General features: G+C 57.0%; 21 protein-coding genes. 8 read left to right on the top strand and 13 right to left on the bottom strand.

The window, feature by feature from the left end:
• The first annotated feature begins 60 nt into the window (after positions 1-60).
• Entirely contained in the window at positions 61-1,341 is a 1,281-nt protein-coding gene (gene purD / locus Q0O07_RS10670; RefSeq protein ID WP_295493447.1) for a phosphoribosylamine--glycine ligase, read from the top strand.
• Positions 1,342-1,429: 88 nt separating this feature from the next.
• Positions 1,430-2,059 carry a hypothetical protein gene (locus tag Q0O07_RS10665; RefSeq protein WP_295493444.1) on the top strand — a complete coding sequence of 210 codons (630 nt, stop codon included), beginning with the start codon at positions 1,430-1,432 and terminating at the stop codon, positions 2,057-2,059.
• Between the two features lie 57 nt (positions 2,060-2,116).
• On the opposite strand, the gene Q0O07_RS10660 is transcribed toward Q0O07_RS10665, so the two are convergent.
• Genes Q0O07_RS10660 through Q0O07_RS10650 form a run of 3 tightly spaced genes read right to left on the bottom strand, consistent with a single transcriptional unit; the run spans position 2,117 to position 3,864 of the window.
• Positions 2,117-2,851, bottom strand: a complete 735-nt coding sequence (locus tag Q0O07_RS10660) for a M48 family metallopeptidase (protein WP_295493443.1) — start codon at positions 2,849-2,851, stop codon at positions 2,117-2,119.
• Positions 2,808-3,242 carry a YcgN family cysteine cluster protein gene (locus Q0O07_RS10655; RefSeq protein ID WP_295493441.1) on the bottom strand — a complete coding sequence of 145 codons (435 nt, stop codon included), beginning with the start codon at positions 3,240-3,242 and terminating at the stop codon, positions 2,808-2,810. The genes Q0O07_RS10660 and Q0O07_RS10655 overlap by 44 nt, the downstream gene beginning before the upstream one ends.
• Position 3,243: 1 nt before the next feature.
• Positions 3,244-3,864, bottom strand: a complete 621-nt coding sequence (locus Q0O07_RS10650; protein WP_295493439.1) for an SCO family protein — start codon at positions 3,862-3,864, stop codon at positions 3,244-3,246.
• Positions 3,865-3,920: 56 nt separating this feature from the next.
• Here Q0O07_RS10650 and Q0O07_RS10645 point away from each other — a divergent pair, with 56 nt between their 5' ends.
• A complete protein-coding gene (locus tag Q0O07_RS10645) occupies positions 3,921-4,574 on the top strand; it encodes an ankyrin repeat domain-containing protein (RefSeq protein ID WP_295493435.1) in 654 nt (217 codons plus the stop codon).
• Between the two features lie 27 nt (positions 4,575-4,601).
• On the opposite strand, the gene msrB is transcribed toward Q0O07_RS10645, so the two are convergent.
• From msrB to Q0O07_RS10625, 4 genes are all read right to left on the bottom strand, one after another.
• Positions 4,602-5,084 (bottom strand): peptide-methionine (R)-S-oxide reductase MsrB, encoded by a 483-nt coding sequence (gene msrB, locus Q0O07_RS10640; RefSeq protein WP_295493432.1) that lies wholly within the window; start codon positions 5,082-5,084, stop codon positions 4,602-4,604.
• 60 nt (positions 5,085-5,144) lie between these two features.
• Positions 5,145-6,425, bottom strand: coding sequence for a cytochrome P450 (locus Q0O07_RS10635; protein ID WP_295493430.1), 1,281 nt, complete (start codon positions 6,423-6,425; stop codon positions 5,145-5,147).
• Between the two features lie 89 nt (positions 6,426-6,514).
• A complete protein-coding gene (locus tag Q0O07_RS10630; RefSeq protein ID WP_295493428.1) occupies positions 6,515-7,741 on the bottom strand; it encodes an ABC transporter permease in 1,227 nt (408 codons plus the stop codon).
• The gene (locus tag Q0O07_RS10625) at positions 7,738-8,670 is read right to left on the bottom strand and encodes an ABC transporter ATP-binding protein (RefSeq protein ID WP_295493426.1); all 933 of its coding nucleotides are present in this window, start codon (positions 8,668-8,670) and stop codon (positions 7,738-7,740) included. The genes Q0O07_RS10630 and Q0O07_RS10625 overlap by 4 nt, the downstream gene beginning before the upstream one ends.
• A 79-nt stretch (positions 8,671-8,749) precedes the next feature.
• On the opposite strand from Q0O07_RS10625, the gene queG reads away from it, so the two are divergent.
• On the top strand, positions 8,750-9,844 hold the full coding sequence (queG, locus tag Q0O07_RS10620) for a tRNA epoxyqueuosine(34) reductase QueG (protein ID WP_295493422.1): 1,095 nt from the start codon (positions 8,750-8,752) through the stop codon (positions 9,842-9,844).
• A 52-nt stretch (positions 9,845-9,896) separates the two neighbouring features.
• Here the strand turns inward: queG and Q0O07_RS10615 are convergent, their stop codons facing one another.
• Both Q0O07_RS10615 and Q0O07_RS10610 read right to left on the bottom strand, forming a co-directional pair.
• Positions 9,897-10,283 carry a hypothetical protein gene (locus Q0O07_RS10615; protein WP_295493421.1) on the bottom strand — a complete coding sequence of 129 codons (387 nt, stop codon included), beginning with the start codon at positions 10,281-10,283 and terminating at the stop codon, positions 9,897-9,899.
• Positions 10,280-10,939, bottom strand: a complete 660-nt coding sequence (locus Q0O07_RS10610; protein ID WP_295493419.1) for an EI24 domain-containing protein — start codon at positions 10,937-10,939, stop codon at positions 10,280-10,282. The genes Q0O07_RS10615 and Q0O07_RS10610 overlap by 4 nt, the downstream gene beginning before the upstream one ends.
• Positions 10,940-11,012: 73 nt before the next feature.
• Between Q0O07_RS10610 and Q0O07_RS10605 the strand changes: the two genes are divergently transcribed.
• Complete coding sequence (locus tag Q0O07_RS10605; protein WP_295493416.1) at positions 11,013-12,008, top strand: adenosine kinase; 996 nt, start codon at positions 11,013-11,015, stop codon at positions 12,006-12,008.
• On the opposite strand, the gene Q0O07_RS10600 is transcribed toward Q0O07_RS10605, so the two are convergent.
• The 3 genes from Q0O07_RS10600 to tsaD are packed head-to-tail and all read right to left on the bottom strand — an operon-like array spanning position 12,005 to position 15,569.
• Positions 12,005-13,501: a lipopolysaccharide biosynthesis protein gene (locus Q0O07_RS10600; RefSeq protein WP_295493414.1), complete on the bottom strand. Its 1,497-nt coding sequence runs from the start codon at positions 13,499-13,501 to the stop codon at positions 12,005-12,007. The two genes, Q0O07_RS10605 and Q0O07_RS10600, sit on opposite strands and share 4 nt — an antisense overlap.
• Before the next feature lie 41 nt (positions 13,502-13,542).
• Positions 13,543-14,538, bottom strand: coding sequence for an NAD(P)H-dependent glycerol-3-phosphate dehydrogenase (locus Q0O07_RS10595; RefSeq protein ID WP_295493412.1), 996 nt, complete (start codon positions 14,536-14,538; stop codon positions 13,543-13,545).
• Positions 14,535-15,569 carry a tRNA (adenosine(37)-N6)-threonylcarbamoyltransferase complex transferase subunit TsaD gene (tsaD, locus tag Q0O07_RS10590; RefSeq protein ID WP_295493410.1) on the bottom strand — a complete coding sequence of 345 codons (1,035 nt, stop codon included), beginning with the start codon at positions 15,567-15,569 and terminating at the stop codon, positions 14,535-14,537. The genes Q0O07_RS10595 and tsaD overlap by 4 nt, the downstream gene beginning before the upstream one ends.
• Positions 15,570-15,611: 42 nt before the next feature.
• Between tsaD and hemC the strand changes: the two genes are divergently transcribed.
• The 3 genes from hemC to Q0O07_RS10575 are packed head-to-tail and all read left to right on the top strand — an operon-like array spanning position 15,612 to position 18,114.
• Positions 15,612-16,547, top strand: a complete 936-nt coding sequence (gene hemC / locus Q0O07_RS10585) for a hydroxymethylbilane synthase (RefSeq protein WP_295493408.1) — start codon at positions 15,612-15,614, stop codon at positions 16,545-16,547.
• Complete coding sequence (locus Q0O07_RS10580; protein WP_295493406.1) at positions 16,544-17,269, top strand: uroporphyrinogen-III synthase; 726 nt, start codon at positions 16,544-16,546, stop codon at positions 17,267-17,269. Before hemC ends, Q0O07_RS10580 begins: the two co-directional genes overlap by 4 nt.
• Positions 17,266-18,114 (top strand): hypothetical protein, encoded by an 849-nt coding sequence (locus tag Q0O07_RS10575; protein WP_295493404.1) that lies wholly within the window; start codon positions 17,266-17,268, stop codon positions 18,112-18,114. Before Q0O07_RS10580 ends, Q0O07_RS10575 begins: the two co-directional genes overlap by 4 nt.
• A gap of 66 nt (positions 18,115-18,180) precedes the next feature.
• Here the strand turns inward: Q0O07_RS10575 and Q0O07_RS10570 are convergent, their stop codons facing one another.
• Positions 18,181-19,101: a peptidylprolyl isomerase gene (locus tag Q0O07_RS10570; protein ID WP_295493401.1), complete on the bottom strand. Its 921-nt coding sequence runs from the start codon at positions 19,099-19,101 to the stop codon at positions 18,181-18,183.
• Positions 19,102-19,251 lie beyond the last annotated feature (150 nt).

Raw genomic sequence — 19,251 nt, 5'->3', positions numbered from 1 at the left:
TCCTCGGCTAACAGGCGAGCGACTTGCGGGTCGGCAGTTTCAAAGGGGTCATTTGCGGACATGAATATCTTGCTCATCGGTTCGGGCGGTCGCGAACATGCGCTGGCGTGGAAGCTCGCGCAATCGCCAAATTGCGATACACTCTTTGCAGCGCCGGGCAATCCCGGTATCGCGCAAGAGGCGGAGTTGGTGGATCTCAAATGCGCCGATCACGCGGCGGTCATCGCCTTTTGCGCGGGCCATGATATTGGACTGGTCGTGGTCGGACCTGAAGCACCATTGGTCAGCGGCTTAGGCGACAGCTTGCGCGATGCCGGCATTCCGGTCTTTGGCCCCAATCAAAAAGCCGCGCAGTTGGAAGGGTCGAAGGGCTTTACCAAGGATATGTGTGCGGCGGCGGGAATCCCGACCGCTGGCTATGCCCGATATGACAGCAAGGCATTGGCAATCACCGGCTTGGATGCGTTCGATGCGCCTTATGTTATCAAGGCGGATGGCTTGGCCGCGGGCAAAGGCGTCATCATTGCCGAAACACGGGCCGAAGCGGAGGCCGCAATCGATGATATGTTCGGCGGCGGTTTTGGGGATGCAGGCGCCTCTGTCGTCATCGAAGAATTTATGACCGGCGAAGAAGCGAGCTTCTTTGCATTGACCGATGGCTATGATGTTGTCGCCTTTGGCTCCGCGCAAGACCATAAGCGCGTGGGCGATGGCGATACGGGCCCCAATACCGGCGGGATGGGCGCTTATTCGCCCGCCTTTGTGTTGACCGATGCATTACAGACTGAAGTCATGGAGCGCATCATTAAGCCAACCGTGGCCTATATGGCGGCACATGACATGCCGTATTCCGGCGTCCTGTTTGCAGGGTTGATGCTCACTGACGAGGGGCCAAAGCTCATTGAATATAATGCCCGTTTTGGTGACCCCGAATGCCAAGTATTGATGACCCGTTTTGAAGGCGATCTGGCCGCTTTGATGCTGGCGGTTGCGACAGGAACGCTCGCACAAGCGGACGCTCCGACATTTTCGCGCAAAGCAGCGTTAACAATTGTGATGGCCGCAAATGGCTATCCAGCTGTGCCGGAAAAAGGCGGCGTTATTCATATGGCGGATGTGACGCACGCCAAGATATTCCACGCAGGGACGGCTGAAGTCGGCGGCCAATTGGTCGCCAGCGGTGGGCGCGTGCTCAACGTCACCGCAACCGGTGATACGGTGACGCAGGCGCAGGCCGCTGCCTATACCGCCGTGGACAGTATCGATTTTCCGGGTGGTTTCTGCCGCAGAGACATTGGCTGGCGCGAAGTGGCGCGCGAGGCGGCATCCGGCATGGATTAACCTGCAACTTTCACGGCCTAATGGTTTCATGCATCCATATTTTGCGCAATTGAACGATATATTTTTGGGGCTTTAGAGGAGAAACACATTGTCCAATAATTTAATCATCATCATCATCATTGCGATCCTGATCGTTGCTAGCTTATTGTGGTGGCTGCTGCCGATGGGCGGCGCGAAGAAGAAAACGGACAGTGCGCCTAAGGACATATTGTCGCCGCCTGCGGCTGTTCCTGCACCGCCCATCGCGCCGGTTGTTCAGGCCGCTGTGCCAGAGGTGACGACGGCCAAAGCGAAGACTGCCAAAGCTAAGGCTCCGAAGAAGACCGCTGCAACGAAAGCTGCGGCGAAGCCTGTTGCGGAAAAGGCAAAGTCGGAAAAAGCGCCCAAGGCCAAAGCCGAAAAAGCAAAAGCGCCAGCCGCGCCCAAGGCAAAGGCGGCAAAGCCTGCTCCAACGGCATCAATCCCTGACAATCTTGAGCTGATCAAGGGCTTGGGCCCCAAGGTCAACACTCTGCTCAAGGGGCTTGGCGTAACCAGCTTTGCCCAGGTCGCGAGATGGACCGATGCCGACGTAGCTGAAATCGATGCCAAGCTGGGCGCTTTTGCTGGCCGGATCACGCGAGACAACTGGATCGACCAAGCCCAATTGCTTTCGGCAGGGGACATTGCAGGTTTTGAACAAAAATATGGCGCGCTGGGAAGTGGTGCCAAGGGTTGAATGTATAATCAGACGGAAAGCGGGCGCTAGGTAACTGGCGCCGCTTTCGCGTTATCCTTATCTGCCGACGCGCTGCAACCCAGTCCCATGCATTTTGAGCCATTGGTCCGCCGCCTTTCGGTTGCCTTCGTACAGCGCGTCGAGCCATGCATAAAAATCGGCGCTATGGTTCATATGGCGGATGTGCGCGACCTCATGCGCGATGACGGAGCGGCGCACATAGACGGGGGCCATGATCAACCGCCAGCTCAGGGAAATAGTGCCATGGCTTGAGCAACTGCCCCAACGGCTCCGTGGATCGCCAAGCGACAGGCGCGGGACCGGGGCATTTGCTTTGGCGCAATAAAATGCGATTTCCTTGGTAAATGTGGCGCGCGCTTCGGCTTTCAACCAACGCAGGATGCGCGCTTCTACGGACGATGCCGGGCCACCAACGCGCAATCTGCCCTCACCACAACGGACGCTGCGTGGCCATTGCTCGCACCATTCAATGACATGGCCTTCGCCTTCGACCGCAATTTCGCTGCCTGGGGCGATGGGGGCGGCCTCCGCTACATTATTCAACCGTGTGGCAATCCACGCCCGCTTTTTGTCGACAAAATCGAGCGCGACATTGGTGGGGGTGTAATGCGGCATCGTGATCCGGATTTCGCGCTTGATGGCATCGGCGCGCATGGAAATGCGTTTTGCGCGGCTGTTCCGACGGATGCGCACGGGTAAGCGCTCGCCTTCGATTACCACAATGGGGTCAGAGAGGCTTTTCGACAATATGGTTTTCAAGCGGTCCAGCATGCAATTCCGATATAGCCCTATTTTGCACAGACATGCCAGCATCATGTATCGTCTGCCGGTCTCCGCTGACCAAATAATGCCATTCCGGTAAAGGCTTATCCGCCGCACGGAGCACATAAGCGCATGTTGACGGCAGCCAGATATAATCATCGATTTTGTTGGGCGTGAGCCGGAGACATTCCGGCACAATGGCCATGCGGCCGCGATAATCGGAACATTGACAGGTTTTTAGGTCAAGCAATTTGCAGGCGACATTGGTGGGGTAGATGCGACCGGTATCTTCGTCCTCCACCTTGTTGAGGCAACATTTGCCGCACCCGTCGCACAAGGCTTCCCACTGCGCGCGATCCAGGCTTTCTAACGGCGCCTCCCAAAAGGGGACTTTGGTCACATTAACGGACCCATTTGGTCAGTTCGGCCTCTACCAGATCAGGCGCGCCCTCATTGACGTCGGTGTTGGGGACATCGGCGGGCATGATCGCCAATGGCTCACCCTTTGGTCCTATCAAATAGGGCGTCTGGCTGTGGCTCATCAGATAGTTTTCCGGCGCGCCGCCGTCGACCCGGCTGGCGTAAATCGCGAATTTTTTGGTAGCTTCGGCAATGTCTGCGTCCGTGCCAGTCAGACCGATAGCGCGCGGATGAAAGGCGCTGACAAATTGTTTCAACACCGCACTGGTATCGCGCGCGGGATCAACGGTAATGAAAATCGGTTGGACCTTGGTTGCCAGATCAGGGTATTTTTTCTCAAAAGATTTCAGGCCAGCCATGAGATTCTGCATGTCGGGCGTGCAGATATCGGGGCAATAGGTATAGCCGAAATAGACGATGCGATATTTGCCATCGAATTCCTTAAAACTACGCTTCTGGCCATCTTGATCGGTCAGCAGAAAATCGCCACCGATCGTCGCCCCCGCCAACGGCGCTTCGCTGAGCGGCGGTTGCGCGGGACCAGAGTCACATGCAGATAGGAGCAGAAGGGCGGATGCGGCAAAAAGGGATGTTTTGTTCATAGCGAGGCCAGACATGGTCTGCTAAGACACAGTATTCAAGGATAATGGACATACATATGGAACAGATTCTGTTGAAAAAGACATTTTTTCTCATTGCAGCGGCTGGGCTCATCTTGCCATTAGCCAGCGGCGTCGTTGCGCCTGCTGCCATGGCGCAGTTTTCGGACAGCTATAATTTCCTGAAAGCGGTGAAAGACCGCAAAGGTGAAGATGCCGAAAAGTTTCTGGCAGAGCCTGGATCAGTCATCATCAATACGCGCGATATTACCTCTGGTGAAACCGCTTTGCATATCGTGATCCAGCGCCGCGATTCGACATGGCTCGGCTATTTGCTGCAAAAGGGTGCTAATCCGAACCTGGCCGACAAAAAAGGTACGACCCCTTTAATGCTCGCCACGCAATTGGGCTATGTGGAGGGTATAGACGTGCTTACCCGCAGAAAAGCGCAGGTCGACCAAAGCAATCGAGCAGGTGAAACGGCGCTCATTCTGGCTGTCCAACTCCGCAATATAGACGCCGTGCGGGCCTTGTTAAAGGCAGGGGCCAACCCGGATAAGACCGACAGCCGCGCCGGATATTCCGCCCGCGATTATGCCAAGCAGGACGGCCGAGCGTCGGAAATTGCCACCATTATCGAAAATCATGGCAAGGGCGACACCGCAAAAAAGCCTGCTGAACTGGACTTTTCGGGCATTGAAGGCCCTAAATAACGCGCATCTGGACGTTATCCGACTGGATCAGTTGGGAACGAACTTCATAGCGGCACCGTTCATGCAATAGCGCTTGCCAGTGGGCTTAGGCCCGTCATCAAAGACGTGCCCCAGATGCCCGCCACATTGTGCGCAGTGCACTTCTGTCCGCGGCAAACCGATTTTATAATCGGTTTTCGTCCCAATCCCGCCTGCCAATGGCGTGTAAAAACTTGGCCAGCCAGTACCGCTTTCGAACTTCGTAGCCGAGGAAAACAGCCGCTTATTGCAGCCAGCACAGACATAAGTGCCTTTGCGTTTTTCGCTGTTCAGCGCGCTGCTATAGGGGCGCTCGGTATCCTCTTGGCGCAATATGCGATAGGCCGCTGGCGACAATCGCTTCTTCCACTCGGCATCGCTGTAGGTGACGGCAAAGCGCGTCTTGGCCGTCGCATCCCGGCCACAACCCAAGACGAACCCAGCCGCACCTACACTCAAGAAGGACAGAATTTGGCGTTTGCTTAATTGCATGACATGTTCCTTTGAAAGCTATGGCAGCAGTCATGCTGCGCTGGCTCAACAAGTTTCATATCAATAACGCGACAGCTCCACATCCATCTTGCGATAGCCATGCACAAAGCAACCGGCGACGCGCTCTGGTTCTGCAACGACGTTGGGCCGTAGGCGGCGCACGGCCATCTCTTCAAGCAGGATGCGGATTTGCAGTTCGGCAAGCCGCGCACCCACACAGCGGTGGATGCCATAGCCGAATGCCAGATGCCGACGTGCGTTTTCGCGGTCAACGATGAGCTTATCCGGATTTTCGAACACGCTCTCGTCGCGATTGGCAGACAGATACCACATGCCAATTTTGTCCCCCGCCTTGATGGGCGCTCCGAACAGGTCATGGTCCTGCGTCGCGGTCCGCCGCATATGCGCCAGCGGCGTCTGCCAGCGGATGATTTCGCTGACGGCGTTGGTGATGAACGCGGGGTTCTGTTCCAGCTTCTCACGTTCATCCTGAAAACTATGTAGGCCATAAACATAGCCCGACATGGAATTGCGGGTCGTATCGTTACCGCCGACGATCAGCAGGATGAGGTTACCCATATATTCCAACGGGGCCATGTCCTTCATCGGCGAATGGATCATCCGGCTGATGAGGTCAGGAGCTTCACCCTTGTTTTTGCGTTCGTTCCAGAGATTCTGGAAATAGGCACCCATTTCGAACATTTTGGCGAGCCGCGCTTTGCGGGTTTCTTCGGAACGGAACAATTCGACGTCACCCGCCCAATCGGACCATTCGGTCAGTTTGCGGCGGTCCTCCCAAGGGAAATCGAACAGCAAGGCCAGCATTTGCGTGGTCAATTCAATCGAGACCAGATCAACCCAGTCAAATGTTTGGCCAACGGGTAGCGAATCCAGCAATTCCGCCGTGCGGCGTCGGATGTCGCCAGACATGCGGTCCATCTCGCCCGGCGTAAATGCGGGCGCGATGACGCGGCGTTCCTCAGTATGCTTGGGCCGGTCCATGGCAATGAACATTGGCATGATGACGCGTTCGTCTTCCGGAATAGGTTCCGCGAGCGCGTTGTCGTCGATCAGCGTGATGCCGCCATGTTCGAATGAAGACGAATAAATATCTGGCAATGCCTCAACATGCTGGATCGCTTTCAGCGTGGTGACATTCCAATAGCTGCCGAAATCGGAGCCTTCGATTTTGTTAATCGGTGCCTTTTCCCGCATTTCCTTGAATATAGGATGCCAACGATCCTCAAGGTAAATATCCGCTTTGGTTACATCCCAGCGGTGCGGCGCCTGATTCACTTCATAAGGCAGCGAATCGCTCTCAAATATCGGGGCAGTGGCCATTTTTCTCGACTCCTCTCACTATGGAAAGTGCCACTACTTACAAAAATGTCAATCCAGTTTCGAACCGCAACTTAATCGGGGTAAGGGCGTTATCGGGAAATTTTAACCAGCCCCCAAAGCTTGCGCTGGCTGCCATCCTTAACGCGGCCAGCGTTTCCGGACTTCATGACGTTCTTCTTGAACAGATATACGCCAAGGCGCAGCAGCAGCAACGCGAACAGCAATTGGCCGATAATCGCTACACCATGATGCCATAATGTCGGCTCAAGCGCAGCGCGCCCGATCATCGCAAAAGGCGAACTGAACGGAAAGACGGCCGCAAATATTTCTATGGGTTCGCCGGTCTTGGTCAGCGCGTAAGCGGCGAAGAAAAAATTCACCATTTGCGCCATGGTTACGGGCGTCGAAATCGTCTGTACCTCGCGCACCGTTGACGCCATTGCGCCAATACCAAGGAATAAGGCACCAAACATCAGATAAGCCATGACGAAATAAGTGAAGCATAGCCCCGCAAAAATCGGCCATCCGACCGCTGGCGTCGGAATGCTCGGCAAATCAGGATCAATGGCCATAAAGCCGATCAAGCCAATAATGGACCACATGGTTATGCCAACTAATGCCATTGCGAGCATGGCAACCAGCTTACCCAGAAACACCGATTCCATCGGAATCGACGCAGCCAAAATTTCGATAATTTTGTTCGATTTTTCTTCGACCAGATTGGACAGAACCATGCCCGCCAGCAATGTCGTGAGGGCGAATATCAGCACCTGACCAATTTGCGCGGTGACGGTTCGTAGTTGCTTGTCATTATTGGCGCTTTCGGCAACGACATCAGGCGTGGCATTGGGCAGTTGTAAACTGCCGCCGCTGGACGCGTAACCGGCAAGAAGTTCAATGTCGGCGCGTTGCCGCTCGATGCTGCGTGCGGTTCCTGTTATGATGGGGTTCGTCAGCGTCCCTGTGACCACCACGCTATAGTTATCCGCTTTTTTGCGCAGATAATCTTGGGGGCGTATCTGCTTTGCAGTTGCGTCGCCAACGATTTTCATATCGGCGAAATAACCATCGCCAAATGTTTTGGACAGCGAAGCGCGCGCGGCCAAAAGCTTGTCAGAATCAGCCGCAGTAAGCGCAACAGCGACGGATGGCCGCGACACGTCTCGCGCCATCTGCTCCCCCAAATTGCTCCCCGCAAAGCCGACCAATACTGGCAATAAGGGACCAAGCAGAAAGAAGATGAACGCCTTGGAATAGACTATCGCGGTAAAATCGCGGCGGGCAATGACGAAGGCGGCGCGGAAAATCTCTCTCATTTTGTATCTCCCGTGGCGGCGTCATCCATTTCGGCGGCCACATCTTCGCCTGCAATCGCCACGAAGGCATCGTGCAGGCCGGGCCGTTCAATCGATAACGACCTTATGCCCGCTTTGCCCTTGACCAAAGCGGTTAATAGGGGCTCCACCCCTGTTTCGGGCAAGGTGAAGTGCCAATGATGCCCCTCTGCCTTTGCTTGCGCTGGCAGAGCCGAGCGCCATGGGCCATCAAGTGTTTCGGTTTCCAAATGCACTTGCGGACGCAAACGGTCGCGGGCCTCCGATACCAGTCCATCAAAGCTAATCTTACCCCTGGCAATAATCGCGATGCGTTCGCACAAGCGTTCGGCATGGGCGATAACATGGGTCGAGAAAATAACGGTAACGCCTTTGGCAGCCTGCGCGCGGATCATCTTTTCGAGCTTCGCTTGATTTAGGGCATCAAGCCCGGAAAAAGGCTCATCGAGAACAATCAGCTTTGGGTCATGGACGATAGTGCCCATCAACTGCACCGTCTGCGCCATGCCTTTGGACAGCTGCCGGATTTGCCGGTCTGCGGCGTAACCAAGGCCAGCTTCTTCGAGCAAGGCACGGCCCTTCCTCTCGCCTTCCCGCAAAGAAAGGCCGCGCAGCGCCCCCATGAAAGCAATAGTGTCAACGGCGCGCATCGATTGGTAAAGCCCGCGTTCTTCGGGCAAATAGCCCACGTTACGCGACTGCAAAATGGGGCGGTCGGCGCCAAGCAAGGTCCGCGTGCCCGCGTCGGGATCAATGATCCCCAGCAAGGTCCGCAACATGGTTGTTTTGCCGGCACCATTTGGACCCAAAATGCCAAAAATGCTACCTGCGGGAATTTTCAAGTCCACACCATCGACCGCACGAAAGCCGTCGAATTGCTTTAATAGTCCCTTTGCCTCTATTGCATACATTCTGATGTGCCCCGAAGTGTGTGAGGGTGTTGAATAAGGTAGACATGTGGAGCCAGATGATAGAAATTTAGTTAACGCTTTGCAATACCGTGCAAAAGATGAGGGCTTTGCCGCATTTGGGATCGCGCCTGGTCGCCTTGCGCCGTCGGCGAGCGAACGCCTTCAACAATGGCTGAAGGACGGCCTGCATGGCGACATGCTCTGGATGGAAAGTCGCGCCGATGAACGCGCCAATCCCGACATTTTATGGCCTGAGGTTAAATCGGTCATCATGCTGGGGATGAGCTACGCCCCGCCGCAGGATCCCATGGTTCTAGCCGACCAAGACACGCGCGCACGCATCTCGGTCTATGCCCAAGGGCGCGATTATCATGACGTCGTGAAGGGCGCGCTTAAGCGGCTGGCGGGATGGCTCGCCCATGAAGCAGGCGCTGGCGTCAAGGTTTTCGTTGATACAGCGCCAGTGATGGAGAAAGCCTTGGCGCAATCCGCCGGGCTTGGCTGGCAGGGCAAGCATAGCAATGTCGTGAGTCGGGAACATGGCAGTTGGCTTTTTCTGGGCGCGATATACACAACCGCCGAATTATCGCCCGCATTGCCCGCAGGCGACACTTGTGGGACGTGCAGCGCATGTTTAGACATTTGTCCGACCAATGCCTTTCCTGCGCCCTATCGCCTCGATGCCCGCCGCTGTATCTCGTATCTGACGATCGAGCATAAGGGACCGATTGATCCCGAGCTTCGCCCGTTAATGGGCAATCATATCTACGGCTGCGATGACTGTCTTGCCGTGTGTCCGTGGAACAAATTTGCTGAAACCGCTGCCGCACATAAGGCGTTTTTGCCGCGCGCAGAATTGGTTGCGCCGCAGATCGCCGATTTATTGACCTTGAACGACGCTGCGTTCCGCAAGCTCTTTTCCGGATCGCCGATCAAACGGATTGGACGGGATCGGTTTATACGCAATGTCCTCATCGCGGCGGGCAATGGCCATGATGCGGGACTTGTTTCGCAGATTGAAACCTTGCTGCGTGATCCCGCGCCAGTGGTTCGCGGCGCCGCGATTTGGGCGTTGGGGCGGCTGTCGCCTGAGGCGTTGGCGCGGCGGCGTATGGAATATCTGCCTGCGGAGCGAGATCCGTCGGTCCGTGCCGAGTGGGATGCCGCAACCTAGGTCCTGACCCTAGGGTCAGGAACGGTCGCGCGGCGAAACGATTGTTGATGGCTCAGCGGCGTTGCAGGGCTTCAATACAAGCGGCGCGGTCTACGGCGGCTCCGTCGCTTCTGCGGGCGTCGACATAAGTTACGATTTCACGCCCACCTTTGCGTTCGGGATAGAGAAACGCATCGAGGATGCATGGCGTGCCAACAAATTGCAGCTTGCGACCATAGACTTCGACAATGTCCAGCCGTGGTTCGCCGAATAAACGTTTTACCGCATTGGCGTCTTTACCAATCACGCTTTCAAGTCCGCGTATTACTGCGGGAGCTGGGCGCGGCGAGAAAGATGCGGCTGGTGTGGGTTGGCGTGCCGGCGCGCGCACCTCAGGCGCGGAAACGCAGCCTGCGAGCAACAACGCCATTGCGGTGGGTGGCAGTATATTTTTGATCACGCGCTATGTTCCGAATGCACCAAATGAACGGCCATCGCCGTCGCCAAAACAGGCACGAATAGGTTGACGAGTGGCACCATCATGCCAGCAGTGCCAAATAGTCCCAGTAGGACGCGTGACAGCTTGTTCATCGCCCCTTTCGCGCCATGACGCGCGACGAGCATATCCTCCAGATCTTTGCCCAAAAGCAGGGCGTTAATAAGCAAAAACGCAATCGCGGTACCGACACCCGTGAACAGCAAAAGCATGTACACCGGCAAAGCGAGCAGATTATAACCGACCACGCGCGCTATCGACTTTACCGCCATTTGGATGCCTGCGCCCAGGCTTGGCCGTTTGCCGAACGCGGCGTGGCGGGGATAATGCCGATCCTCAACAGCCTCGATGATGTCGTCGGCAAAAACCCATGTCATGGCAATGGCAACAACGCGGAACAGCAATATGCCCGACAAACCAACAATCGCCGCCGATAGCAAGCCTGACCAAAAACCTGTGTCATGGACATTCAGCCAGCCGAACAAAACTTGCAGGGCAAACCACAGGCCAATGCCCGAAACCATAAGGGTGATAATGGTCAAAACGACCACCTTGACCATCACAATAGCGACGCGCCGGTCGGACAGGCTTTGGAACGAAAGCATCAATGCTTGGATCATATCGCCATTCTAAAGCGCTTGCCGGAAATGTCCAACCCAACTAGGGGCGCGTTAGCTTTATGAAGGAATCTTTATGACTGACACCCGCTTCGACGTCCTCGCAATTGGTAATGCCATTGTTGATATCATTGCCGACACCGACGATGCGTTTATCGCCAGCGAGGGCCTGGCAAAGGGCAGCATGCAGCTTATCGACGAGGAACGTGCACAGGCGCTTTACGGGCATATGGGACCTGCCCGCGAAATTAGCGGTGGTTCGGCGGCGAACACCTTGGCTGGCCTTGCACGACTTGGGCACAAGACGGCGTTTATCGGGCAAGTTGCAACCGATCAGCTGGGTGAGGTTTTTGCGCATGATATTCGCGCAGGCGGCATCCATTTTGATATTCCCGCCCGCGACGGCGCGCCATCGACCGCGCGTTGCTACATATTGGTTACGCCTGATGCGCAGCGCACGATGAATACCTTTTTGGGTGCGTCCCAATTTCTGCCTGCATCGGTAATCGACCCATCGCTGATCGAAAGCGCCGCGATCTTGTATCTTGAAGGGTATTTGTGGGACCCTGAAGAGCCACGCGCTGCGATGCGGACCGCCATTGATGTCGCGCGCGCGGCGGGCCGCAAGGTGGCTTTGACGTTATCAGATGCATTTGTGATTTCGCGGCACGGCCCTGACTTCCTTGCCGAGATGGACGCTGGTCGGATTGATATCTTATTCTCGAACGAAGTTGAAATCTGCGCGCTGAATAACAGCGATGATTTCGAAGCATCTGTTGCCGCTATCGCGGCCAAGGTTCCATTGCTCGTCTGCACGCGCGGCGAACATGGCGCAATCGCTGTCGAAAATGGCGTACGGACGGAAGTGCGTGCTGAACCCGTGGCGCAGCTGGTCGATACCACAGGCGCAGGTGACCTGTTTGCGTCTGGCGTGTTTGCCGGCCTTGCGCAGGGGCGCCCAATGGCGGAATGCCTGACCATGGGTGCAGTGTGCGCAGCAGAAATTATAGCGCATTATGGCGCGCGTCCAGAAGCAGATATTGCTGATTTGGTTGCGAAGCGCTTAGGTTAATCCGGCTTCTTGCGGAATAGCACCCGATCTTCGGGACCAAAGCCCCAGCGCCAAATGATCCAGCTATAAAGGCCGAGAATGGCGGGAATACCAATTGTCAGTTCTACCCATTCAAAGCGGGCGGGCACCTGCACGATAGTGGTCCCAAGCAGCGCGGCAGCCGCAACGGCAATGAGTAACGTCCAGCGCCAGACACGAATCGCCCAGCCAAGCAAATGCGACAGAAACCGGGATTTGATAAGTGACCCAATCCCAAGCGAAATAGTCAGGCCGCACGCCACTGCTGCCGCTTGATATAAGCCGAGATGTTGTGGCTTAATGGGCAAATCGTCCACCAGTATGATGAGGCCTATACTCACCAATGCCTGTACCGCTAGCATGCCGATCGAGATCAAAAGATTTCGGTGGCGCGCCATGTAAACCAAGGCGGATTCGCTCACAACGGCGGTGGCGGCGGCAACTTCTGCTGCGAGCAAAAAGGTAAGCGCCATAGCGCCGCCGACAAACTCAGGTCCCACAAGCCCCATCACGGCTTCGCCCGGGATACCCAGTGCCAGTGCAATTCCTGCCTGAGCCGCAATGATCCAGAAGCCGACTTGGCCCACTTGCTTGGCGATTTCTGCATAGTTTTGCGTCTGCAAATTGCGGGTAATGACCGGCCCCAAAATTGGGTCGAAACTGGTTTTCAACTTCTGGGGCAAGCTCGCGACTTGTTGCGCGACATAATAAATTCCAACTATGGCTGGCGAGGCGAACAAGCCCAATATCGCAAGGTCAAGCCGCCGGCTGCCCCATTCGGCGGCATCTGCAGCAGCGAGCGGCAGGTTGCGCCGCGCAATCCTAAGCGAGCGCGTCGGGCTTGGCCGCCAGCCGCGCGGAAGGCCATAGCTGCGCCATAAGGGCCACAGCGCAAAAACCAATGCCGCCGCCAAAGAGACGACATAAGCTAGGATCAGCCCATCGCGGGCGGAATAGAAATAAAGTATACCCGCAGCGATGCTAATCGTCCAAGGCTCGACAACGGCGCGCGCGCGAACGGTGGACAGGATGTCAAACTTATAGGCGAGCGCGGACAGCGCAATGTCCGTCGCCACAATCGCAAAAATCGCCAGTGGCAAAAATCGATCTAACCCGTTGATGCCGCTGTTGGGAAACAGGAATTGTGGCAATGCGATCAGAAATGCAGCGCCCAGTGCCGAAGCGACCAACGCGGCGAGCAAGCAATCCGCGATGATATGAGCGTGGGGCTGATCTTCCTTAGACAAGAGCTCCGCAAGCCCCCGACGCAGGCCAAGCGATCCAAGCTGAGCTGCAAATTCAACGATCAAAATCGCATACGCAAAACGGCCAAGCGCCTCGGGACCATAAAGCCGCCCTGCGATGAACAAGAATGGGATACGTGCCGCCAGCCGCAGCACGAATCCAAAGACATTAATGCGGCCGCCCTTGGCCAGCGCTTGGATGTCTTCTTCATCTGTTCTAGCTTTAGTCAAATGCGGTCCTTTGTGCGTCAACTAGCGGTTCCAGGCTGCAGTTACCAGCTTTCGGACTTGAGTGGACGGGCCAATAACTCGGTCACTATGGCCTCTACAGTATCCGTGCCAGCGAGTAACGCGCAAACAGCTGAAACGATTGGCATTTCGACGGACAGGGCGGTAGCCGACTTCAAAAGCACGGGTGCGGTAAAGGCACCCTCGGCAATGGTCTTGCGGTCGGCGAGTAGATTCTCCGCTGCTTGTCCTTGCCCAAGGCCGCGGCCCAAGGAGAAGTTTCGCGAGTTTTCCGAACTGCAAGTCAGCACCAAATCGCCCAGCCCAGATAGCCCGGCCAGCGTTTCGGCTTTTGCACCGCGCGCCAAGCCGTAACGCTGCATTTCTGCAAAGCCGCGCGCGATTAACGCGGCGCGCGCATTCAGGCCAAGGCCAGCGCCATCGACAACGCCGCACGCAATCGCGAGCACATTTTTAACCGCGCCGCCAATTTCCGCGCCAACCACATCATCTGACCAATAGGGACGAAAAGAAGGGGTGGCGATACTGCGCATGAGTGACGAGCCAAGCGCCGGGCTTGCGGTCGCAAGAGTCACCGCAGTTGGCTTTCCAGCCGCTACCTCATGCGCAAATGTCGGGCCTGAAAGCACCGCGAGCGGATTGTGCGGTCGCACCTGCGCTGCGACGTCTGACACCAGCATTTGCGTGTCGGCCTCAATCCCCTTGGCACATAGGATCAGCGGCGCTTGCGTATCGGGAAGTGCGGACAAAGTCGCGCGCACATACTGCGCCGGGGTAACAATCATCAATGCTTCGCATTCACCCATGCGCGCGAGGTCGGTGGTAGCTTCGATCTTAAGCGACAGCGGCGTTCCGGCCAGAAACATGCTGTTTTCATGTTGGGTGTTCACGCTGCGCACGACATCTTCTTCGCGGGCCCATAGCAGCACATGGGGGTGAATGTGCGCCATGACTGCCGCAAGCGCCGTGCCCCACGCGCCGCCGCCGATGATGCCGATGGGATGGGTGTCTGCCCTCACGCTTTTACGCCTGCGCCGCGCGCGGGTGCGGCATGGGGGTCAAGCGGCCAACGGGGGCGCGCGACAAAGTCCAGCCCGTCTGTGAGGCCCATGCCAAAGCGCTCTGCACCGGCCCAAGCGATCATGACGCCATTGTCGGTACACAACCACAAGGGAGGGGCGACAAAGCGCATTCCACGCTGCGCAGCCAGCTTTTCCAGCATCTCACGGATTGGCACATTGGCCGCAACACCCCCAGCCACCACTAAGGCAGCAGGCGCATCTATACGATCCAGCGTGTAGGTTATGCGGTCATAAAGGCAGTCGATGACCGCCAATTGGAACGACGCGGCAATATCCTGTATCCTATACTGGCCCGTTTCATGCGCGCGCAGGACGGCGCTTTTCAAGCCGGCAAAGGAGAAATGCGCCTCATCCGCGCCTTTTAACGGCCTTGGCAAGGGCACGTTGTTGGCATTGCCGATGGCGGCAGCTTGTTCGACCGCTGGCCCGCCAGGAAAGCCGAGGCCCAAGATTTTAGCGGTCTTGTCAAACGCCTCTCCCACTGCATCATCGATGGTGGTCGCAAGACGGTTATAATCGCCAACGCCGTTGACGCGCAGCAACTGGCAATGCCCGCCCGACACAAGCAACAGCAAATAAGGAAATTCTAGGCTCGCATCGATGAGGCGCGGCGACAAGGCGTGTCCTTCAAGATGGTTGACGGCAATCAGCGGCTTGCCCGATGCCATGGCAAGCGCCTTTGCCGTGACTAGCCCGACCATGACGCCGCCAATAAGGCCAGGGCCAGCGGTCGCCGCAATGGCATCAACCTCGTTCAGGGTCAGCCCGGCATCGGCCAACGCCGTTTCGACCAAGGGCGTCATCAACTCTGCATGTGCGCGCGCCGCGATTTCGGGAACGACGCCACCAAAGGCGCGGTGATGATCCTCTTGCCCTGCCAAGGCATGGCTTAGGATTGTCCGGTCGGTCCGCACGATTGCCGCTGCGGTTTCGTCGCAGCTTGATTCAAGACCCAAGATGATTGTCATTGTGCTTTCCCATAGGTGGACGCGCCGCTATGAACAAGTCGCATGACAATTCCAATATTCACAGCCGAGCGTCCTTTACGCATCGGAACCCGCCGTTCTCCGCTAGCTTTGGTCCAGGCCGAGATGACCATGGCGGCTTTGAAAGCGGCGCATAATCTGCCCGATGACGCGGTGATGCTCGTTCCAATGCTAGCGACGGGCGACAAGATTCAGGACCGGCCACTGTCCGATATTGGCGGGAAAGCGCTTTGGACCAAGGAGCTGGAACGTGCGCTGATCGATGATCAGATTGATATCGCCGTCCATTCGATGAAAGACGTCGAAACATGGCGCGCCGACATTTTTGTCATTTCTGCGATGCTGCCGCGTGCCGACGTCCATGACCGGTTGATAGGAGCTACGTCGCTTGGTGATTTGAAACAAGGCGCGCGTGTCGGCACGTCGAGTCCCCGGCGCGCGGCGCAGTTGCAACGGGTGCGGCCTGATTTGCAGATTGTGCCGCTACGGGGCAATGTCGCGACTCGGCTTGCGCATATTGACGCAAATGACGCCGATGCCACCTTGCTCGCCGCTGCCGGACTTGACCGTTTGGGCATGGCCGATGTGGGGGCCGAACTGTCGCTTGATGCGTTTTTGCCAGCGGCGTCGCAAGGCGCTGTCGGCATTGACCGATTGGCCAGCCGCGCCGACCTCATTCCCTTATTAGAGGCTATCAACGACGCTGATACATTTGTTGCCGTCAATGCTGAGCGCGCGTTTCTTGCCGCCGTGGGTGGCAATTGCCACTCCCCGGTTGCGGCGCTGGCGCGCGTTGAAAGGGGGCAGGTCCGCCTGCGCGCCGAAATCTTCACCGCCGACGGCAGCGAGCTGCAATCGGGCGAATGTCTATACGCAATTGGTGGTGATGGCCCGGCGCAGCTTGCGCAAGAATTGCTGGGTAAAGCGAGCGCGGAGCTGCGAGGCATTTTCGCATCGTGAAGTTGTTGATTATCCGTCCGCAGCCTGGCGCCGATGCAACGGAGCATCGCCTGCGCGCGGCGGGGCATGAGCCCATTCTCATGCCGTTATTTGCCATCGAGCATCTGCCCGTGCAGCGCGCCTCGGCAGATGGTTATGATGCGATATTGCTGACCAGCGGTAATGCTGCGCGCGCTGCGGTGCAATTCCTGACGCAGGATCATGGCAAGCCAATTTATGCCGTGGGCAGCGCCACCGCTAGCGCGCTGAACACATTGTTGGTGGCCGTTGCAAAAACGGGATCTGAAGGCGTTGACGCGCTGGTGCGGGTTGCAATCGCCGACGGCCATCAAAGACTGTTATGGTTGGCAGGCGAAGATCATAGCGCCATTCCGCATATCGATGGTGCCCGTATCGATGTTGAAATCGTTTACCGAAGCGCCACCGTCGGCACACCGGACGACTTTTTGCGTCATATAACCGAAAGCGATGTCGTGATCTTGCATTCGTCACGCGCCGCGCGGCATTTCGCAGAGCTATGTGCGAGCATGGGCTTGCCGCGCGCCAACGTCACGCTCGCGACATTTTCAAACGCGATTGCTAAGGCAGCCGGGGAAAATTGGGGGGCGATGATCATCGCAGACGCACCCAATGACGCTGCATTGTTGAAAGCCATTCAAGGACAGTTTATACCCGCGCAACGCCCAACTGAACGCGGCGCGGCTATTAAAGGACTAATATGACCGATTATCCAACAGCACAGACCGGTTCGGCTGGTGGGATGAAATTCAAGTATTTCATGCTGTTGCTTTTCTTCGCCTTCAGCGGCGGTGCAGCGGCGACATGGTGGCTGGCTGATAGTTTTGGTATTCTCGCGCCGACGGCTCAAGAGGCGGCGGAAGCAGAAAACATAGCAGCGCCTTTGCCTTCAATTAATCTCGCGCCTGCAAGGCTGGCTGCCGCTGGCGCGACGGTGCAGGTCGAAGGTCAAGCGGTTCCGGTTTATGTAACGGACCCCGCGATATCGGGTGACGCGGTGCGTGGTGAAGGGCTGCTGCTGACATTTGCCGTGCGCCGGAGGCTCGATAATGGCGCATCCTTGGGATATTTGGCGGAACAGCTGCGGCTTCGCTTTGGCGCAACGCAGCCGCAGGCGGTTGCAACCATTATTTCTGCAGCGCAGGCGCCCGTCACCATCGATAAACTGCAGACAGAGCTTAGCGAACTAGCGCCTATATTGGTCTCCAGTCATCGCGATAACAGCGTCTGGGAAACCGTAAAGCGTGAGCTTTCTCAGCTTTTCGTGTTGCGCCGCGATGATGGGTCAACGCGCACCCCGGAACAGCGCCTGATCCGCGCCCAAGCTTTTGTGGAGGCGGGCAATCTGTCAGCGGCCCTGTCGGAGGTCACAGCGATGCCGGGTGCACCTGCGGCCCAGCCGTGGATGATCCGCGCGAAACGCTACGCCGATGCCCGTAAGGCCCTTGATCGTTTGGAACAAATGGCTTTGATCCGCCCTGTGGTCTTGCCAGTAACTATGCCAGCGCCTGCCCAGGCGCCTGCCGCTAAGGCTTCCGCAACTCCGTAAGGCACATCCGTTCGGCCTTTGCGTCGGCGGTCCATGTCGGGGTTAAGGGCTGATTAAGCCACGATTTCATTTCGCCCTGCGGCGCACCGGCACCGGAATGTTACAAATATCCGCGCCGCCCGCTGGCACATTGAAAAACGGGTCGCGCCGGTTCGCCCGCGCGTCGGCATAAGCCGCAAAACTTGCGCTGTCGGTGTTCAAATATTCGAACGCAGGTACGTCCTTCATGTCATTACCCAGACGCACAGACAGGATCGGCACGCGCTCTTCTTCATTTTCGTAAAAGCCAAGCGCGCCTGTGCCACGTGGCAGGCTCGACATATGTTCAATGCCCTCAATCACGCGGCCGACCAAAGCAATATTGCGGTCCAGGTGGCGCGGCGCGTGACCGATGACAGTGTAGAGTTCAGCGCCTGTTCCGGTATCGGGCGAGAGGTTGCGGCCAACGCCAACCATGCCATAGCAATGGGTGGGCCAAACCTCTTCACGACCTTGTGCTAGCGGCCAGCCAGTATAGAATCCATAAGCTCCTGCGTAGGCGTCCGGCCTTCCGTCTGCCTGAGCAAAAATCCAGTCCTTAGTTGGCCAGTCACGTGTGACGTAATCCTTTGCCCCCACGGTCGCCAAACCTTCCGGCAACCCCTTCTTCTCGGTCGCATCGCCCCATTGCACGACATAATTGTCCTGCACGCGGTTGATGCTTGTGCCGTCCCACCAAGCCGCCGCCGCCAGCTTACGGATATTTCCGACCCAGCCTTGGCTGAAGGGTTCAGCGATTAACTGGATAACCACGCGGCGCGGCTTGGCTTTCGAATCGGGCGCTAGGTCCATCACCACAAGGTCCGACGGCGCGATTGCCACCCATTCGTCCGCCTTGGCTGCTGCGACAATTTCCGACGGCGCAGGGTAGGTTTTGGCTTGCTGCGCCAAAAGCGGAAGTGACGCGCATGAAGCGGCGATGGCGACCAAAGGCAGATATCTTTTCATATGATGCATTATGGCAAATCACTGTGCCTTGCGAAAGCGCAAAGGAGCGGCTAGGGGCGTGCGTCCCCAAGGGGAATGCGGAGACGTGGCCGAGTGGTCGAAGGCGCACGCCTGGAAAGTGTGTATAGGGGTGACTCTATCGTGGGTTCG

The sequence above is a fragment of the Sphingorhabdus sp. EL138 genome (genome assembly GCF_945890115.1).
GTDB lineage: Bacteria > Pseudomonadota > Alphaproteobacteria > Sphingomonadales > Sphingomonadaceae > Sphingorhabdus_B.
Note: the sequence above shows the minus strand (reverse complement) of the source record. Positions and strands in the feature narration are given on the sequence as shown.

Bases quoted from the DNA above. Each gene is read 5' to 3' on its own strand.
- purD (WP_295493447.1), top strand. From the start codon at position 61: ATGAATATCTTGCTCATCGGTTCGGGCGGTCGCGAACATGCGCTGGCG.
- Q0O07_RS10660 (WP_295493443.1), bottom strand. From the start codon at position 2,851: ATGCTGGACCGCTTGAAAACCATATTGTCGAAAAGCCTCTCTGACCCC.
- Q0O07_RS10650 (WP_295493439.1), bottom strand. From the start codon at position 3,864: ATGAACAAAACATCCCTTTTTGCCGCATCCGCCCTTCTGCTCCTATCT.
- Q0O07_RS10645 (WP_295493435.1), top strand. From the start codon at position 3,921: ATGGAACAGATTCTGTTGAAAAAGACATTTTTTCTCATTGCAGCGGCT.
- msrB (WP_295493432.1), bottom strand. From the start codon at position 5,084: ATGCAATTAAGCAAACGCCAAATTCTGTCCTTCTTGAGTGTAGGTGCG.
- Q0O07_RS10635 (WP_295493430.1), bottom strand. From the start codon at position 6,425: ATGGCCACTGCCCCGATATTTGAGAGCGATTCGCTGCCTTATGAAGTG.
- Q0O07_RS10630 (WP_295493428.1), bottom strand. From the start codon at position 7,741: ATGAGAGAGATTTTCCGCGCCGCCTTCGTCATTGCCCGCCGCGATTTT.
- Q0O07_RS10625 (WP_295493426.1), bottom strand. From the start codon at position 8,670: ATGTATGCAATAGAGGCAAAGGGACTATTAAAGCAATTCGACGGCTTT.
- Q0O07_RS10610 (WP_295493419.1), bottom strand. From the start codon at position 10,939: ATGATCCAAGCATTGATGCTTTCGTTCCAAAGCCTGTCCGACCGGCGC.
- Q0O07_RS10605 (WP_295493416.1), top strand. From the start codon at position 11,013: ATGACTGACACCCGCTTCGACGTCCTCGCAATTGGTAATGCCATTGTT.
- tsaD (WP_295493410.1), bottom strand. From the start codon at position 15,569: ATGACAATCATCTTGGGTCTTGAATCAAGCTGCGACGAAACCGCAGCG.
- hemC (WP_295493408.1), top strand. From the start codon at position 15,612: ATGACAATTCCAATATTCACAGCCGAGCGTCCTTTACGCATCGGAACC.
- Q0O07_RS10575 (WP_295493404.1), top strand. From the start codon at position 17,266: ATGACCGATTATCCAACAGCACAGACCGGTTCGGCTGGTGGGATGAAA.
- Q0O07_RS10570 (WP_295493401.1), bottom strand. From the start codon at position 19,101: ATGAAAAGATATCTGCCTTTGGTCGCCATCGCCGCTTCATGCGCGTCA.